Below are 13,935 nucleotides of genomic sequence, written 5' to 3' on the forward strand. Positions count from 1 at the left end.
CGGCCGTCAGGCGCCGGCGGCCACGGCCCCCAGTTCGTCGAGCGTGTCGAGGACGAGCCGCGGCAGGTCGGGTGCGTCGTCCCGTTCGCCGGGCGCGGCGAGCCAGCACGCGAAGGCGACCTTGAGGGCGGCGATCCCGGCCTCCGCGGCCAGGCTCGCGGTGCGGTCGGGGACGCCGCGTTCGCGCAGCGCGTCGGCGATGGCGGCGGAGAGGGAGGCGAGCTTGACCAGTTCGCGTTCCTGGAGTTCGGGGTTGGCGGCGATGACCGCCTGACGGACCCGGGAGCCCTCGCGGTCGAGGAAGATCGCGGTGGCGGCCTTGAGGCCCTCGGCGACCGCGGCGATGGGCCGGACGGAGTCGGGGGCCTCGGCGACCGCCCGCACGGTCACCTCGTGCAGATGGCCCGAGCCCGCGAAGAGCACGTCGCGCTTGTCGGCGAAGTGCCGGAAGAACGTGCGCTTGGTCAGCCCGGCCCGCGCGGTGATCTCCGCCACCGTGGTCCGGTCGAACCCGTGCTCCGCGAAGAGCTCCAAGGCCGCCTGCAACAGCCGGCCACGCGCGTCCGGCTCCCATCGTCCCATGGCGTCATTCTAGTGATGACACCTGGTGTCGTCAGTGTTAGGGTGATGACACCTGGTGTCATCGGCTCCGGGTCTTCCCGTGCCGTGCGGTCGTTTCCCCCTTTTTCCTCGGAGGTTTCCCATGCGTGTTTTCGTCACCGGCGCGTCCGGTCACATCGGCAGCGCCGTCGTCCCCGAACTGCTCGGCGCCGGCCACCAGGTCGTCGGGCTGGCCCGCTCCGACGCCTCGGCCGACAAGGTCGCGGCGCTCGGGGCCGAGGTCCGCCGCGGCGACCTGGACGACCTCGACGGGCTGCGGGAGGCCGCCGCCCTGGCCGACGGCGTCCTCCACCTCGCCTACAAGCACGAGGCGATGCTCCGCGGCGACCTCGTCACCGGCGCCGTCGCCGACCTGCGGGCCGTCGAGGCGATGGGCGAGGCGCTGACCGGCTCCGACAAGCCGCTGGTGATCATGGGCGGGACGCTGCTCCTCACCTTCGCCGGCATCACCGGACGCCCGGGAACGGAGGAGGACGTCCTGGCCTCGGCGCCCCGGGCCGACTCGGAGAACGCGGTGATCGCGCTCGCCGGACGCGGGGTGCGCTCGGCGGCCGTACGGCTCTCACCGGTCGTCCACAGCGCCTACGACCGCGGCGGCTTCATACCGACGCTGATCTCCATCGCCGCCGGGAAGGGCTTCTCCGCGTACGTGGGGGAGGGGGCCAACCACTGGCCCGCCGTGCACACCCTGGACGCGGCACGGCTGTGCCGGCTCGCGCTGGAGAAGGCACCGGCCGGCTCGCGGCTGCACGCGGCGGCCGACGAGGGGATCCCGTTCCGGCGGATCGCCGAGTCCATCGGCCGCCACCTCGACGTCCCGGTCAAGTCCGTCACCGCCGAGGAGGCGGCGGACCACTTCGGCTTCCTCGGCGCCCTGGTCACGCTCGACAACCCGGTCTCCACCGCCCGAACCCGCGAAGTCCTCGGCTGGCAGCCGGTCCACCCCGGTCTCCTCGCGGACCTGGACGAGGGCCACTACTTCGCCGGCCGGACGGCGTAGCACCCCACGGCACCCTCCTGGACCACCGGAGGCGTACCCTCCCCGCCCGCCCCGGCGTTGTACGCGGCGACGCGCGGCGTACCGGACGCCGGGCGGGCGGGACGGGAGGCGTGGATGGGGCCGGCACGCGACGGTGCCCTGGTGATGGGGGTCGTGGTGGCGCGTTCCGGGCGGCTGGCCGGGCTCGGTGACCCGCCGGCGTTCGCCATGTCGTCGCTGGAGCCCTGGCTGGACCGGGTGCGCGCCGGCACGGCCACGTACCCGGTGCGGCTGGTGAGCCGGGACAGCCGTTCCACGGCGGAGGGCGGACGCCGGGCGGTACGCGAGCTGGCCGGCCAGAAGGGCGCGCGGATCGTCGTCACGCTGGCCGGCACCCAGGTGCTGCCCGCCGTCGCCGACGGCTGCGAGGAGGCCGGGGTGCCCTGTGTCTCCAGCGCGTTCCCCTGGCAGGCCTACTACTACGGGCGCGGCGCCACCGAGGCCACCCCGTTCCGCTGGACGTACCACTTCTGCTGGGGACTGGACGCCATCGCGGAGACCTTCACCGACCTGTGGGCGCTCTCCGGCGCCGGGCCCACCGTGGGGTGCCTGTGGAACGACGGCCCGCAGGGCACCTGGTCACGGGAGGCGGAACGCGGCTTCGCGGCCGTCGCCCGCGCCCGTGGCTACCGGCTGGTGGACCCGGCCGCCTACCAGGAACCCGCCGCCGACCTCGGCGGCCACGCCGACGCCTTCGCGGCGGCCGGCGCCGAACTGGTCACCAGCGCCGCCACCGCACGCGACCTGGCGCTCTTCCGCACCACCGCCGCCGAACGCGGCACGCACCCACGGCTGATCACCTGCTCGCGCCGGCTCGCCTACCCGCCCTCGGTCACCGGCGGCGAGCGGCCCGCCCAGGCCGACGTGGCCACCCTGGCCTACTGGACGCCCCGCCACCCCTACCGTTCCTCCCTCGACGGCACCACCGCCGCCCGGCTCGCCGAGGAGTACGAGCGGCACACCGGCTGCCAGTGGCTCCAGCCGCTCGGCCTCGCCCACGCGCTCATCGAGGTCGCCGTCCACGCGCTGCGCACCGCGGCCGACCCCACGGACCGCGCGGCCGTCGCCGACGCGATCGCCCGCACCAAGCTGGAGACCGTCGCCGGACCGCTGGACTGGACGGCCGGCCCGGTCCCCAACGTCGCCACGGTGCGCCTCGCCGGCGGCCAGTGGCGACCGGGCCGCCACCACGACGACGAACTGTCCCTGGTGACCGACGGCGGCATCGACGGACTGCGCGCCGAGGCCGACCTCGTCCTCAGCCGGTAGCCGGCCGAGGATGGTTGAATCCCCGCATGAATGATCTTGTCGTACTGCGGGTCTTCCTCGGGCCGGACGGCGGGGGAGGCAACCTGCTGGGCGTCGTCCCCGACGGCACCGCGCTGCCCGGCCGTCCGGAACGCCAGGAGCGCGCCGCCCGACTCGGCTTCAGCGAGACCGTGTTCATCGACGACCCGGTCCGCGGCGAGGTGGACATCTACACCCCGAGCACCCGACTGCCGTTCGCCGGGCACCCGTTGGTCGGCACCTCCTGGCTGCTGCGTCGGGACGGTCACGACCCGGCGGTGCTGCGTCCGCCGGCCGGTGAGGTGGCGGCCTGGCGGGAGGGGGAGTTCGACTGGATCCGCGGGCGCGCCGAGTGGGCCGCCGGCCGCCGCACCCAGCGGTACGACTCGGTGGCCGAGGTCGACGCGCTGCCCGCCCCGCCGCCCGGCGAGGGGTGGTTGTACGCCTGGGCCTGGCAGGACGAGGCCGCCGGGGTGGTCCGGGCCCGCGGCTTCCCGCGCCGCTCGGACGGGATCACCGAGGACGAGGCCACCGGCGCCGCCGCCGTCGTCCTCACCGCGGAACTCGGCCGCCCGCTCGACATCCGCCAGGGCGCCGGCTCGCAGATCCTCACCCGCCACCACCCCGACGGCTGGATCGACGTCGGCGGCCGGGTCGCCGAAGCGCCCCGGGCCACCCGGCGCTGACCCGGCGGACGCCACAGCCCCGGTTCCGTACCGGCGCCGCGCCCAGGTCAGGGTCGCTCTCAGGGTTCGCCCGGGGCCGGATCAGCCTCAAGGGGGAGCGGGGCGCCCGCGCCGGTACGTAAGACTGGTCGGCGAGCGAGCGGGCGGCCCGGTGAGGCGGCCGTCACCACGAAGGGGGAAACGATGCAACACCGGTCGGCGAAGCGGTTGTTGGCCATGGCCACCGTCACGGCGGTCGGCGCGGCGGGGCTGACCGCGTGCTCCGGCGTCTTCGACCAGCGGCACCGCACCGTCTCCTACGGCGTCCACGAGACCGTGCACGCCCTGGTCGTCAAGGGCGGCACCGGCGACGTCCACGTCACCGGCGGCTCCGGCCCCGTCCAGGTCACCGAACGGCAGAACTACCACGACACGCCCCCCAACGCCACCCACACCACCACCGACGGCACCCTCACGCTCGCCTACTCCGGCCGCGACACCGCCATCGACTACGACGTGCGCGTGCCGGCCGGCACCGTGGTCACCATCACCGACGACACCGGCGACATACGGGTGGCCGGCATCTCCGGCGCCGTGCGCGCCACCACCGACACCGGCAGCGTCACCGGCAGCGGACTCACCTCCCGCCAGGTCGAGTTGGTCTCCGACACCGGCGACGTCACCGCCCGGCTCGACGCCGTGCCCGACCGGGTGAGCGCCGGCTCCGGCACCGGCAAGGTCGACCTCAAGGTGCCGGGGAACGCCTCCTACGCCGTCACCGCCACCGCCGGCACCGGCAAGGCCCGGGTGGAGGTCCCGCAGGCGACCGGCAGCCGTCACACCATCAGCGCCAAGGCCGGCACCGGGGACGTCACCGTGTCCGCCGGCTGACCGGCGCCGGTCACGCCTCGTACCGCACCCCGCCGAGCACGGCGGCGTTCACCGGCGGCAGATACTCCCGCACCGGGTTCCGCCGCCACCAGGCACCGGTCTCGCGCAGCTCGCGCGGGCCGGTGAACCGGTAGCGGAACAGCCGGGCCCGCACATAGGCCGGCGGCGCGTCGGGGAACGGGTTGCGGCGCAGCAGCTTCAGCGTGTCGCGGTCGTTCGCCAGCAGCCTGGCGGCGAGCGCGAGCAGCCACGGCTCCGCGTACAGCGAGGAGAGCGCGGCGAACCACATCAGCCAGTCCAGCCGCAGATGGTAGGGGGCGAACTGGCGGGGCAGCCGCCGCGGATCACCCGGCTTGCCCTTGAACTCGTACTCCAGCCAACGCGAACCGGGGCCCGGGTCGGGGTCGGCGGTGCCTTCGACGACCACCTCCATCCGCACCCGGGTGATCGACCCGAAGGCACCGTAGGCGTTGACCAGGTGGAGGCGGTTGAAGGAGTAGTTCATCAGCTGGCCACGGGAGACCAGGTTCCGGGCCGGCCAGTAGCTGAGCACCGCCACCAGCACGGTGAAGGCGAGCACCACGGCCTCGTACCAGACGGGGGCGGCCGGCGACGCGGGCGGCCGGGGCAGCCCGAGGACGTCCGCCGCCCGCGCACCGTCGACGGCGGCGAAGGCCAGCACGATGGTCAGCCAGTTGAGCCAGGCGAAGTTGCCCGAGGCCACCAGCCACAACTGGGTGACGATCACGATCCCCGCGGCCACGCTCGCCACCGGCTGCGGGGTGAACAGCAGCACCGGGACGACGAGTTGGGCCATGTGGTTGGCGGCCGTCTCCACCCGGTGCAGCGGCTTCGGCAGATGGTGGAAGAACCACGACAGCGGCCCCGGCATCGGCTGCGTCTCGTGGTGGTAGTACAGGCAGGTCAGATCACGCCAGCAGCGGTCCCCGCGCATCTTGATCAGCCCGGCGCCGAACTCCACCCGGAACAGCAGCCAGCGCACCAGCCACAGCACCAGCACCGGCGGCGCGGTGCGCGCGTTGCCCAGGAAGAGCCCCAGCAGCCCCGCCTCCAGCAGCAGCGACTCCCACCCGAAGCCGTACCACACCTGCCCCACGTTGACGACGGACAGGTACAGCGCCCACATCACCGCCCACATCACCATCGACGCCCACAACGGCACCGCGTCGGCCGCCCCCGCCACCACCGCCGCCGACAACGCCGCGCCACCCCACGCCACCAGGGCGAAGAACCGGTCCGAGTAGTGCAGGTGGAACAGGCTCGGGGAACGCCGGAACGGCACCCGGGCGGTGAACCGCGGCACCGGCAGCATGCCGTTCGCCCCGATCAGCGCCCGGAACTGGTTGGCCGCCGCCACGAACGCGATCACGTACAGCGCGGCGAGCGACCGCTGGAAGACCAGCCGGCTCAGCCAGTACCCGGAGGCCGTGAACCACTCCATACCGCAGCCGCCCCTCGCCACGTCGACGTCTCGCCGGGGATCCGTACCACCTCACCGGGGCGGAAAACCGCGCGGACGCCGGACGCCCGGCCCCCGCGGTGGTACGGCGGGCCGCGACGGGGAACCGGAGAAGCGGACGAAGAACCGCGAAAGAGGTGACCGGCCTGATGCACACGCTCGTCCAATGGCTCGGCGGTCTGTCCGGCCCCGTGGTCTACGCGGTCGTCGGGGCGCTGGTCTTCCTCGAGGACGCCATCTTCGTCGGCTTCGTCCTCCCCGGGGAGACCGCCGTGGTCATCGGCGGGGTCCTCGCCAGCCAGGGGGCGGTCTCGGTCGGCTGGCTGATCCTGGTCGTGGTGGCCGCCGCCGTCGTCGGCGACTCGGTGGGGTACGAGATCGGCAGCCGCGTCGGCCCCCGGGTGCTCGCCACCCGGCCGCTGCGCCGCCACGCCCACCGGGTCCGCAGCGCGCAGGACCTGATCCGGCGGCGCGGACCCGTCGCCGTCTTCCTCGGCCGCTTCATCGCCTTCTTCCGCGCCATGATGCCCGCGCTGGCCGGCGTGTCCCACATGCCGTACCCGCGCTTCCTGCTCTTCAACGCCCTCGGCGGGATCACCTGGGGGGCCGGCTTCACGCTGCTGGGGTACTTCGCCGGGACGGCGTACGCGCGGGTCGAGCGGGTCGCGGGACGGGTGATCGCGGTGGTGGTGGCCGCCGTGGTGGTCGTGGCGCTGGTGGTGTGGCACGTGCGCCGGCGCCGCAGGGAGCGCGCGCAGGAGGGCGACGGCGCGCGGTAGCTCTCCGGGACCGGCGGGTCAGTGGTGCGGGACGATCGCCACCGGGCAGGTGGCGTGGTGCACCGCGGCCTGGGCGACCGCGCCGACCCGGTGGACGCCGCCGTGCCGCCGGTGCCGGCCGACCACCAGCAGCCCGGCCCCGGACGCCGCCGCCACCACTGCCCGCGCCGGGCTCTCCAGCCGCACCACGGTCTCCACGGTGACCTGGGGGAAGCGCTCACGGAACGGCCGCAGCGCCTCGGCCACCTCGTCCTCGGCCTCGGCGGAGATCTCCGCCGCCGCGTCCTTGTCCACCCCCCAGGGTGCGTACCCCTGGGCCGGCAGGGCGCGGCCGTGCACCACCCGCAGCGGGACGTCGCGCTGGGCGGCCGTCTCGAAGGCGAAGTCGGCGACCTCGGTGCCGGGCCGGTCCAGGTCGAGCCCGACGGCCACCGGGCGCCGGTCGAGCGCGTCCCCCTGGGCCTCCTCACGGGTGGCGGCGCGCACCAGCACCACCGGATGCTCGGCCCGCGCGGCCACGTGCAGCGCGGTGTCGCCCAGGAAGAAACCGCCGACCGCCCCCAGCCCCCGGGAGCCGAGCACCAGCATCCGGGACTCCTGCGCCGCGGCCAGCAGCGCGCCGGCCGGCTCCTCGGCGACCAGGTCCTGGACCACGGGGAGATCCGGATGGCGGGCGTGGACCGCCGCCCCGGCGTCGCTGACGACGCGCTTGGCCCAGTAGTTGGGGTCCTCGCCCTCCGTACCGTGGCCCGGCTCCCGCGCGGGGCCGGGCCGCCCCGGCGACAGCAGCACCCAGGCGTGCGTCAACCGCAGCGACAACCCCCGCCGGACCGCCTCCCGGGCTCCCCAGTACGCGGCCGACAGGCTCTCCGGCGAACCGTCCAGCCCCACGGTGATCACGGGCTCCACGTCGCCGTCCTCAGCGCGGGACCCGGCGCCGTCGGCCGGGCGGGAAGGGGCGGCGGGCGGCGACGGTCACGGGGGGCATCCCTTCACGCACCGGCCGGCCACGGCGGGCCGGCCGGTGCTCGCGGCGACGGCGAGGAGGCGATCCCACTGTGCCAACCCCGGCCGCCGTCCGTCCGGCCGCCGCGCGAATCACCGGCTCGCATTCCCCCGAACGAGTGAACGTGGCGGCATGGTGTTAGCCCGGCCGGGTGACGGCGGGGTGCCGGATCAGCCCTGGAGCACCTTGTCGAGGAAGGCGTCCAGGTTGGCCGTCATCCGGGCGACCCGCTCGCTCAGCGGCAGCGTCTCGTCGGCCCGGCCGACCAGCTGGGAGGTGCGCTTGCCGCGTACGTACAGCGGGCAGGCCAGGTCCGCGCAGAAGTACGCGCCGACCGTGTTGCCCTCCCGGCCCGCGACACCGGCCCGGCGGGCGGTGAGCAGAGTGACCCCGCTGCCCGGGTGACCGGTCACGCAGATCGAGCACACCGTGGTCCTGGTGAAGCTGCGCCGGATGTTCTGCGGCGCGCGCAGGGTGACGCCGACGAGGCCGCCGTCACGCTCGGCGACCAGGTAGCCGCGGTCGGGGGCGCCCTGGTCGCGCCAGCCGAGGAAGTCCAGGTCGGCCCAGGGGAGTTCGGCCAGGTCGCGGGGGAGGGGGAGGCGCCCCGCCTCGCCCTTGGAGCAGTTGACGAACGACGTGCGTATCCGGTCTTCGGACAGGGGTTGCATGACGGGGAAGCTAACAGTCGGTGACCGTCGGCGTCGCGTGATTTTCCGCCCGCGGGCCTCGTGGGCGCGAACGTCACGGCGCCGCCGTGATCTCGCACCACACACACTTGCCGGTGCCCCGCGGCTCCACCCCCCACGCCTGCGCCAACTCCTCCACCAGCAGCATCCCGCGCCCGGAGGTCGACCCCTCGGGGGCGGCGCGGCGGTGCGGGGTGACCGGCGAGGTGTCGGTGACCTCCAGCCGCAGCGACCGGCCGGCGTGGCGGACCGGGGCGGCGGTCAGCGTGGCGTTGCCGCCGGCGTGCAGCAGGGCGTTGGTGGCCAGCTCCGAGGCGAGCAGCTCCGCGGTGTCCGCCACCGACTCCAGCGACCAGCGGCGCAGCGCCGTGCGCAGCTCCTGCCGGGCCTTGTGCAGCGACTCGGGGTTGCCCGCGCTGATCCTGGTCGCCAGGTGCGGACGCGTCGCGGGGCGCCCCTCCCGGGGCCGGCGCACCAGCAGCAGCGCCACGTCGTCGTCGAGGCCGGTGTGCGCGGCCATGGTGCGCAGCAGATGGTCGGCGAGGGGTTCGGGGCGCAGCGGGCCGGAGTGGAGCGCGGTCAGCAGCTGCCGCCGGCCGTGGTCGATGTCGGTGGTGCGTGATTCGATCAGTCCGTCGGTGCACAGCACCATGGCCGCCCCCGGGGCCAGGGTGACCTCGGTGGCGGGGTAGGAGAGCCGGGCGGTGGGCGGGACGAGCCCCAGCGGCAGCCCGCCCGGGGTGGCGAGCCAGGTGCCGCCGCCGTCCGGATGGCGGACCAGGGGTTCGAGGTGGCCGGCCCGCACCACCTCGGCGATCCCGGTCAGCGGATCGAGGGTGACCAGCAGGCAGGTGGCGAAGCGGTCGGTGTCCAGCTCGGTGAGGAACGCCGAGGCGCGGGCCATCACGCTGGACGGCGGATGGCCCTCGGCGGCGTAGGCGCGCAGCGCGATCCGCAGCTGCCCCATGACGGCGGCGGCGCGCACGTCGTGGCCCTGGACGTCGCCGACGACGGTGGCGACCCGGCCGTCCGGCAGCGGCACGGCGTCGTACCAGTCGCCGCCGATGTCCTGGCCGGTGCCGGCCGGGCGGTAGCGCACGGCCAGGTCGAGCCCGGGCACCCGGGGCAGGTGGCCGGGGAGCATCGCGGTCTGCAGCCCGGTGGCCACCTCGTGCTCGTGGTCGTAGAGCAGGGCGCGTTGCAGCGACTGGGCGATCGCGCCACTCAGCGCGGAGAGCACGGTGCGCTCGTCGTGGGTGAAGCGGTGCTTGCCGCGGAAGGCGAGCCCGAGGGCGCCGATCGGCGTGTCGTGGGCGATCAGCGGCAGGTAGGCGAAGGCGTCGGCGTCCACCTGGGGCAGGTAACGGCGCAGCCGCGGGTAGCGGCGGCCCAGCTCGGACCGGTCGGTGAGGAAGGTCGGCCGCCGGGTCCGGATCGCCTCGCTCAGCGGCAGCGCCTCACCCAGCGGCGCCACGTGCACGTCGTGGACGATCTCGTCCGGCACCCCGCGGCTGCCGACCAGCCGCACCCGCGCGTTCTCCACCAGCCCCAGCACGATGCCGCCGGCGCCCAGCCGGCCCAGCAGCCGAGGCGCGGTGAGCGCCTGGGCCACGTCCTCCACGGTCACCGTGCGGGCCAGCGCGTCGGTGACGTCGCGGACCATGCCGGCCTGGCGGCGCCGCTCGTCCTTGGCCTGCCGCAGCTCCTGGGTCCGGTCGACGGCGCGCAGCTCCTGGCTGGCGTCGCGCACGATGCCGATCACGCGCAGCGGGCGCTGTTCCTCGTCGCAGACGACATGGGCCTGGGTGTGCGTCCAGCGCAGCGTGCCGTCGGGCCGGCGGACGCGGAAGTAGCAGCTGTAGCCGGTGCGTTCGGCCAGCGCCCGGTCGATCTGGCCGCGCAGCGCGGGCAGCTCCTGCGGCAGCATGCGCTCGCTGACGGTGTGCGGGTCGCCGTCGAACTCCGCGGGGTCGATGCCGAGGACGTCGAGCGCGGCCTCGTCGTAGCGGAGCAGCCCGGACGCCAGGTCCCACACGAAGCTGCCCATGCCGTTGAGGGCCAGCGCGACGTCCGCGGTGACCGGTGACGGCCCCCGGTGCGCTGGGCGGTCGGACCGAGGGGAACGGCGCACGCTTGCCTCCCTGGTTGCCCAGGGCCCAGGACGCGCCGGTGGACGCGCCCTCGTGCGCCGGCGGCCACGACGGCGCACGCGCGGGGCCGGAGCTTCCATTGTGCGGTCCTTCACCGCCGCCCGCCTGTCGGCGCCGCCGGGACGGCGTGCCCGTACGGGCAACGGGGCGCGCGAACGGCCCGGCCCCGGCGCGCTGCGGCACGGCCGAGCGGACCCAACGGCTAGGGTTTGCCCATGGGTTGACCACCCGGGCCCGCCCCGTCGCACGGGGCGCGGCATGCCGGTACGACAGCGGGGGCGGACGCCGACGGCACCGGATGCCCGGGTCCGCCCGGGGAGGGGAACGACGATGACGGACGCCGCCGACTGGATGCGCGGGAGCGACCGCCCCCCGGTGGAACTGCACACCGACCGGGCCCACGCCGCCCGGGTCTACGACTACCTGCTCGGCGGCAAGACCAACTACGCCGCCGACCGGCTCGCCGCCGAGGAGGCGCTGGCCGTCCTGCCGAACGCCGCGTCGACCGCCCGGCACAACCGCGCGTTCATGCACCGTGTCGCCCGCCACCTGGCCGTCCGGGCGGGGATACACCAGTTCCTGGACATCGGCACCGGCATCCCCACCTCACCCAACCTGCACGAGGTGGTGCAGGCGGTGGTCCCGCACGCACGGGTCGTCTACGCCGACAACGACCCCATCGTGCTCACCCACTCCCGGGCCCTGCACGTCAGCCACCCCGGCGGACGCACCGCCTACGTCCACGGCGACCTGTGCGACCCCGAGGCGATCCTGGCCTCCCCCGAACTGCGCGAGACGCTCGACCTGGAGCGCCCGGTCGCCCTGACCCTGGTGGCCGTCCTGCACTGGCTCCCCCGCGACCAGGACCCGTACGACATCGTGCGCCGGCTGACCGACCGGCTGGCCCCCGGCAGCTACCTGGCGTTATCGCACGTCACCGCGGACTTCGAGCACGACATCGACCGGATCTCCGAGACCTTCGAGCGGACCGGCTCGCAGGTCAACGCGCGGACCAGGGCCGAGGTGGCGCGCTTCTTCGACGGGCTGGAACTGATCGAGCCCGGCATCGAGGTGGTCCAGCGCTGGCGCCCCGAGGAGGGCGACCCCACCCTGCTCGACCAGGTCGGCGACGCCCAGGTGCCGCTCTACGGCGGGGTGGCCCGCAAGCCCTGAACCGGTCGGCGCCCGCGACCCGGTGGCCGCGGGCGCGCCACTGATCACCGCGCGGTCAGCGCGGCCCACACCGCCTTGCCGGAGGCGTCCGGGGTGGTCCACCCCCACGAGTCGCTGAGCGCGTCGATCACATGGAGGCCGCGCCCGGACTCGGCGAAGTAGTCCGGCTTCCGTATCACCGGCACCTCGGGGTTGGGGTCGCAGACCGCGCACAGCACGGTGCGGTCGCGGCGCAGCAGCCCGAGCCAGACCGGTCGGGCGGAGGCGCGCCGGCCGCGCGGACCGGCCACGCCGTACCGCAGGGCGTTGCTCAGCAACTCGGAGACGACCACCGCGACGTCGTCCACCACGGTGGCCAGGCCCCAGCCGCCGAGCGTGCGCCGGGTGAACTGCCGTGCCTCACCGGTGGCCTGGGGGTCGGCACCGAGCGCGCAGGCGGCGAAGCCGGTGGCGCCGTGCCCCAGTTCGCCGAGGGGGAACGCCTCGTCGGCGGCGGCGGCGAGCCAGTGTCTGCCACCCGGCCCCTCGGAGAGCACGTCACCTGTCGAACCGGCCGGATGTGCAGTCATCAACAACTCCGCGGTGCCTCTTCGGGCAATCGTCACGAACGGGCCTGGGCGATTCCACTATCCCCGCATCCTTCTGGTGCTGCAAGCACATCTGCAATTACAGTCGTAAGGACATCGGTAAGCACATCCGCGCTTGCATCGGTAAGAACGGATGCACGTGCACGAGGAGTTGACGGTCCGTCAGCTCCCAACTGTGTGCCCTGGTACGACGAGGAGCAGCCGCGATGGACCAGACAGACAACGGCGTGTACAACGGCGTGCAGTCCACCCGGATCGAAGGCGTGCGGTGGCTCAAGAGCCGGCGCAGCAACCCCAGCGGCAACTGCGTCGAAGTGGCCGCACTGCCCGACGGCGGGTTCGCCGTGCGCAACTCCCGCCACCCCGAGGGCCCGGCGCTGATCTACACCCACGCCGAGCTGGCGGCCTTCGTCGGCGGCGCCAAGGACGGCGACTTCGACGCCCTGGTGGCGGGCGAGGGCACCCGGTGAGCCGGGGGTCCCGGGGCCACCCGCGCCCCGCCCGGGCACCGCACCGCCCCGGGACCCGAACCGGCGGCCACCGGCGCTGTACCGGACCGCGTCCCGGATGTCAGACTGAGTGCTTGCCCAGTCACTCACGGGAGTTGGAATGACCGCGATGATGCGGCCGGACAGCCAGCCGTCGATAAAGCGCTACCTGGACCATCCCCGGGGCGGCCCCACCGTCCTGCGGATCGTGCTCGGCACCCAGCTGCGCAAACTGCGCGAGGCGGCAGGCATCTCCCGTGAGCACGCCGGGGACGCCATCCGCGGCTCGCACGCCAAGATCAGCCGCCTCGAACTGGGCCGGGTCAGCTTCAAGGAACGCGACGTCGCCGACCTGCTCACCCTCTACGGCGTCCACGACGAGGACGAGCGCGCCGAATACCTCACCCTGGCCCGGCACGCCAACACCCCGGGCTGGTGGTACCGGTACGGCGACGTGCTGCCGTCCTGGTTCGAGACCCACATCGGGCTGGAGGAGGCGGCCACCCTGATCCGCACCTACGAGGTGCAGTTCGTCCCCGGCCTGCTGCAGACCGAGGAGTACGCCAGGGCGGTCACCCGGCTCGGCCACCCCGACGCCTCGGCGCGGGAGATAGAGCGCCGCGTCGATCTGCGGATGGCCCGGCAGAAGATGCTGGCCCAGCCGGAGGCGCCCCGGCTGTGGGCGGTGATCGACGAAGCCGCGCTGCGCAGACCACTCGGCGGACCGGAGGCCATGCGCGACCAGCTGACGCACCTGCTGCGCATGGCCGAGCTGCCCAACGTCACCATCCAGGTCGCCCCGTTCAGCGTCGGCGGCCTCGCCGCGGCGGGCGGACCCATCACCATCCTGCGGTTCCAGGAACCGGACCTGCCCGACATCGTCTACCTGGAACAGCTGACCAGCGCCCTCTACCTGGACAAGCCCGACGACATCGACCGCTACCTGACGGTGATGGACCGGCTGTGCGCCGAGGCCGCCGAGCCGCGCCACTCGGTGAGGTTCATAAAGGAACTCCTGGTCTGACCGCGTGGTGCCGTCCGCGTACGGCACCACGGGGCGGCACGCTATGCGGGTGCCTT

The 13,935-nt window shown here is 74.3% G+C and carries 14 protein-coding genes; 8 read left to right on the forward strand and 6 right to left on the reverse strand.

What is annotated here, in order from left to right:
* Window positions 1-6 precede the first annotated feature (6 nt).
* Window positions 7-582, reverse strand: a complete 576-nt coding sequence (locus tag SCATT_RS26280) for a TetR family transcriptional regulator (protein WP_014146250.1) — start codon at window positions 580-582, stop codon at window positions 7-9.
* A 121-nt stretch (window positions 583-703) separates the two neighbouring features.
* Here SCATT_RS26280 and SCATT_RS26285 point away from each other — a divergent pair, with 121 nt between their 5' ends.
* The 4 genes from SCATT_RS26285 (at window position 704) to SCATT_RS26300 (ending at window position 4,503) form a co-directional block, all read left to right on the forward strand.
* Window positions 704-1,621: an SDR family oxidoreductase gene (locus tag SCATT_RS26285; protein WP_014146252.1), complete on the forward strand. Its 918-nt coding sequence runs from the start codon at window positions 704-706 to the stop codon at window positions 1,619-1,621.
* A 114-nt stretch (window positions 1,622-1,735) separates the two neighbouring features.
* Window positions 1,736-2,929, forward strand: coding sequence for an ABC transporter substrate-binding protein (locus SCATT_RS26290; RefSeq protein WP_014146253.1), 1,194 nt, complete (start codon window positions 1,736-1,738; stop codon window positions 2,927-2,929).
* A 26-nt stretch (window positions 2,930-2,955) separates the two neighbouring features.
* Complete coding sequence (locus SCATT_RS26295) at window positions 2,956-3,633, forward strand: PhzF family phenazine biosynthesis protein (protein WP_014146254.1); 678 nt, start codon at window positions 2,956-2,958, stop codon at window positions 3,631-3,633.
* A gap of 183 nt (window positions 3,634-3,816) precedes the next feature.
* Window positions 3,817-4,503 (forward strand): DUF4097 family beta strand repeat-containing protein, encoded by a 687-nt coding sequence (locus tag SCATT_RS26300; RefSeq protein ID WP_014146255.1) that lies wholly within the window; start codon window positions 3,817-3,819, stop codon window positions 4,501-4,503.
* A 10-nt stretch (window positions 4,504-4,513) separates the two neighbouring features.
* Here SCATT_RS26300 and SCATT_RS26305 read toward each other — a convergent pair whose 3' ends face one another.
* Window positions 4,514-5,965, reverse strand: coding sequence for a lipase maturation factor family protein (locus SCATT_RS26305; RefSeq protein WP_014146256.1), 1,452 nt, complete (start codon window positions 5,963-5,965; stop codon window positions 4,514-4,516).
* A gap of 167 nt (window positions 5,966-6,132) precedes the next feature.
* Here SCATT_RS26305 and SCATT_RS26310 point away from each other — a divergent pair, with 167 nt between their 5' ends.
* Window positions 6,133-6,762: a DedA family protein gene (locus SCATT_RS26310; protein WP_014146257.1), complete on the forward strand. Its 630-nt coding sequence runs from the start codon at window positions 6,133-6,135 to the stop codon at window positions 6,760-6,762.
* 18 nt (window positions 6,763-6,780) lie between these two features.
* On the opposite strand, the gene SCATT_RS26315 is transcribed toward SCATT_RS26310, so the two are convergent.
* The 3 genes from SCATT_RS26315 to SCATT_RS26325 all read right to left on the reverse strand — a co-directional run bounded on the left by SCATT_RS26315 (window position 6,781) and on the right by SCATT_RS26325 (window position 10,588).
* Window positions 6,781-7,671 carry a universal stress protein gene (locus SCATT_RS26315; RefSeq protein ID WP_014146258.1) on the reverse strand — a complete coding sequence of 297 codons (891 nt, stop codon included), beginning with the start codon at window positions 7,669-7,671 and terminating at the stop codon, window positions 6,781-6,783.
* Window positions 7,672-7,938: 267 nt separating this feature from the next.
* Window positions 7,939-8,439, reverse strand: coding sequence for an FBP domain-containing protein (locus SCATT_RS26320; protein WP_014146259.1), 501 nt, complete (start codon window positions 8,437-8,439; stop codon window positions 7,939-7,941).
* Window positions 8,440-8,512: 73 nt separating this feature from the next.
* Window positions 8,513-10,588, reverse strand: coding sequence for a SpoIIE family protein phosphatase (locus SCATT_RS26325; protein ID WP_014146260.1), 2,076 nt, complete (start codon window positions 10,586-10,588; stop codon window positions 8,513-8,515).
* Window positions 10,589-10,937: 349 nt separating this feature from the next.
* On the opposite strand from SCATT_RS26325, the gene SCATT_RS26330 reads away from it, so the two are divergent.
* Window positions 10,938-11,780 (forward strand): SAM-dependent methyltransferase, encoded by an 843-nt coding sequence (locus SCATT_RS26330; protein ID WP_014146261.1) that lies wholly within the window; start codon window positions 10,938-10,940, stop codon window positions 11,778-11,780.
* A gap of 44 nt (window positions 11,781-11,824) precedes the next feature.
* On the opposite strand, the gene SCATT_RS26335 is transcribed toward SCATT_RS26330, so the two are convergent.
* Window positions 11,825-12,349 (reverse strand): ATP-binding protein, encoded by a 525-nt coding sequence (locus tag SCATT_RS26335; protein ID WP_014628725.1) that lies wholly within the window; start codon window positions 12,347-12,349, stop codon window positions 11,825-11,827.
* 224 nt (window positions 12,350-12,573) lie between these two features.
* Here SCATT_RS26335 and SCATT_RS26340 point away from each other — a divergent pair, with 224 nt between their 5' ends.
* Complete coding sequence (locus tag SCATT_RS26340; RefSeq protein ID WP_014146263.1) at window positions 12,574-12,837, forward strand: DUF397 domain-containing protein; 264 nt, start codon at window positions 12,574-12,576, stop codon at window positions 12,835-12,837.
* Window positions 12,838-12,976: 139 nt separating this feature from the next.
* Entirely contained in the window at window positions 12,977-13,879 is a 903-nt protein-coding gene (locus tag SCATT_RS26345; protein WP_014146264.1) for a helix-turn-helix domain-containing protein, read from the forward strand.
* The last annotated feature ends 56 nt before the right edge of the window (window positions 13,880-13,935 follow it).

It is taken from the genome of Streptantibioticus cattleyicolor NRRL 8057 = DSM 46488, assembly GCF_000240165.1.
GTDB classification, from domain to species: Bacteria; Actinomycetota; Actinomycetes; order Streptomycetales; family Streptomycetaceae; genus Streptantibioticus; species Streptantibioticus cattleyicolor.

Coding starts and splice junctions, on each gene's coding strand:
- SCATT_RS26280 (WP_014146250.1), bottom strand. CDS start 582: ATGGGACGATGGGAGCCGGACGCGCGTGGCCGGCTGTTGCAGGCGGCC.
- SCATT_RS26285 (WP_014146252.1), top strand. CDS start 704: ATGCGTGTTTTCGTCACCGGCGCGTCCGGTCACATCGGCAGCGCCGTC.
- SCATT_RS26290 (WP_014146253.1), top strand. CDS start 1,736: ATGGGGCCGGCACGCGACGGTGCCCTGGTGATGGGGGTCGTGGTGGCG.
- SCATT_RS26295 (WP_014146254.1), top strand. CDS start 2,956: ATGAATGATCTTGTCGTACTGCGGGTCTTCCTCGGGCCGGACGGCGGG.
- SCATT_RS26300 (WP_014146255.1), top strand. CDS start 3,817: ATGCAACACCGGTCGGCGAAGCGGTTGTTGGCCATGGCCACCGTCACG.
- SCATT_RS26305 (WP_014146256.1), bottom strand. CDS start 5,965: ATGGAGTGGTTCACGGCCTCCGGGTACTGGCTGAGCCGGCTGGTCTTC.
- SCATT_RS26310 (WP_014146257.1), top strand. CDS start 6,133: ATGCACACGCTCGTCCAATGGCTCGGCGGTCTGTCCGGCCCCGTGGTC.
- SCATT_RS26320 (WP_014146259.1), bottom strand. CDS start 8,439: ATGCAACCCCTGTCCGAAGACCGGATACGCACGTCGTTCGTCAACTGC.
- SCATT_RS26330 (WP_014146261.1), top strand. CDS start 10,938: ATGACGGACGCCGCCGACTGGATGCGCGGGAGCGACCGCCCCCCGGTG.
- SCATT_RS26335 (WP_014628725.1), bottom strand. CDS start 12,349: ATGACTGCACATCCGGCCGGTTCGACAGGTGACGTGCTCTCCGAGGGG.
- SCATT_RS26340 (WP_014146263.1), top strand. CDS start 12,574: ATGGACCAGACAGACAACGGCGTGTACAACGGCGTGCAGTCCACCCGG.
- SCATT_RS26345 (WP_014146264.1), top strand. CDS start 12,977: ATGACCGCGATGATGCGGCCGGACAGCCAGCCGTCGATAAAGCGCTAC.